This is a genomic window from Cupriavidus sp. 05T313 (assembly GCF_056396665.1).
Genome location: NZ_JBFTLX010000699.1, coordinates 1 through 376, shown reverse-complemented (window position 1 = coordinate 376; position 376 = coordinate 1). Strand labels below are relative to the sequence as shown.

The following is a 376-nucleotide window of genomic DNA, read 5'->3' as shown; positions in this document are numbered from 1 at the left end:
GGATGATTGTGGCCAGAGACTTTCTGATCCAGCGATCAGGCGGCTATGCGCCCTCCGGAGCGATGGTCACCGAGCTCCGCCGGCTGGCGGAGAAGTAAACCCCCACGGAGGACAGCCTAGGCCGTGGGCGCCTCTGCCGGCTCAATCAGCTCAGGCCCGTTGTTGCGGACGCTGTTGACCCTGGTGCTGACCACGCGTGGGACCAGGGTCGGCTCCGGCAATGAGTCGAGCAGGTGTTGGACGTCCCCCTTGTCGGTGAGGTCCGGGTCGAGCCACTCGGCGAACCGGTCGCGAGGGATGATGACCGGGGAGCGGTCGTGCACGTGCCCCAGGGTGTCCTGGGCGGTGGTGGTCAGCACGGTGAAGGACAGTAGCC

1 protein-coding gene is annotated in these 376 nt (G+C 66.8%); it reads right to left on the bottom strand.

Annotated elements, in window-relative coordinates:
* Positions 1-116: 116 nt before the first annotated feature.
* A partial coding sequence (locus AC1DKD_RS42445; protein ID WP_477144896.1) for an SOS response-associated peptidase family protein occupies positions 117-376 on the bottom strand: 260 nt, incomplete at its 5' end.